Annotated in this window: 1 protein-coding gene; it reads left to right on the top strand. The window is 46.8% G+C overall.

Annotated features, from left to right (window positions below):
* Nucleotides 1-1,732: hypothetical protein (locus BG32_RS15585; RefSeq protein ID WP_183084311.1), on the top strand; the 1,732-nt coding region annotated here is incomplete at both ends.

The following is a 1,732-nucleotide window of genomic DNA, read 5'->3' as shown; positions in this document are numbered from 1 at the left end:
CACTCACAGCGACAGACTTCTGTGGTGAGTTTGACTTCCTGTGCGAAGGCAATTGCTGCGATGGACTCTACAAGAACACCACAGTAGTAAGTGAAGAGATATTCATAGACAACATAGCACCGGAGATAGAACTTATTGGAATTCCGGACCAGATATGTGAAGGCAACATACTCACATTCGACTGGATACTTGAAGACTGCCAGCTCGCAACAGTTACCGAAATAAACGCCTACTGGCTAAGAGAAGAAAACGGCAACGGTCTCGAAAGTCTCGAGAAAGAGATTTGTCCGGACGCAACGTTCGCAGTCCTTGAACCATGGATGGACGGCATTTCTACTGGAATAGCGACTGTCACCTGGGAAGGCACCGTTACTTGCGGTGAACTAGTGATAGAGCTTTACGGTGTTGACGAATGCGGCAATGAAGGCTTTGAAACCGCACTTGTTCTTGTCAATACCGCAGAGCCAGAAGTATTCCTGTATGTAGAGCCATCTTGGGAATTCGTTGACGGTTCTCTCCATATTTGTATGACCGATGAAGTCCTGGTATGGTATGAAGCTACTGCATGTATGGAAGAGATGAAGATGACAGTATCCAGAGGTTGCTTCGATTCAAAGGAGACACCTTGCGGATGGGTAATCGACTGCGACGAGTGGATATGGGAGAAGGAATTTGATTCAGAGTGCTCTCCAAGCTACGTCGTACTGAAACTACCCAGAATGGACTGTGAGGAACTAGTGATAACACTAACCGGTGTCGATGTGTGTGGAAGAGATGTGGAATACTCTCAGACATACATAGTAGATAACATAGCACCGGATATACAGCTCAACGTGCCGGAGATAGACAAATGCTCCACGCAGACCGTTATCGACTGGGCAGTAACTGATGGCTGCTTGATGAATCTCGATGAGTGGTTTGGAGAAGAAACCGGCTACGCTACAGAATTCGTTTTCCTGTATATAACTTCAAATGCTACCGTGGAGCTCGATCCCGAATCTGAAGCTATAAACGATTTCTTGAGCGTTCCGACTAACATCCTCTCTGGTAAACTTGACAATGCTCCATCAATAGTGGCCGGTCTTGACGAGCAGCAGCCAAATGGTGGAATATATCTCGCAGTTTCGCCAACCGGTTACGCCACTTTGACATATGATGGCCTTGACTGCGAAGAGATAAACCTTCATCTCTGGGCATGGGATACCTGCTGGAACTGGTCATATGTTTACGGTTACCTTACACCTGAAGAGATCGAAGAAATGGAACTCTGGCTAGAAATGTACCCATTCGATACCTACGCTGTACTCTTCGATTCTCCAATAATAATCGACAACGTAGGACCTAGAATACTCGAATTCGGCTTTGTGTATGAAGAGGGTCAGCCGGTAGACAGAAGCGACATCGAATGTGATGACGTTTACACCACAGACTTTCTATATCTCACATGGGACGCTACTGACAACTGTCCGGAAGACGCTTCCCTTACAGTTGACCTCGGCTTCATAGAAGAATACGTCTATGATGAGGTTCTGGAAAAGTGGATCTGGGTTGACAGAGGACAGGAAGAATTGGTACCATGGTCCTCTGACGGAAGCAAGTGGCGCTGGAACGTGGAAGATCAGGACTGCTACTATGGAACGATAGCGCTTGAAGTATCAGATTCCTGTGACAGAGATTCAACAACGACAACGATACTCGTTGACAACGTAGCTCCAGACTTCACGTTTGACGC

The sequence above is a fragment of the Mesotoga sp. HF07.pep.5.2.highcov genome, from assembly GCF_003666285.1.
In the GTDB taxonomy this organism is placed as follows: Bacteria; Thermotogota; Thermotogae; order Petrotogales; family Kosmotogaceae; genus Mesotoga; species Mesotoga prima.
The sequence above is the reverse complement of the archived record's forward strand: the minus strand, read 5'-3'. Positions and strand labels throughout refer to the sequence as shown.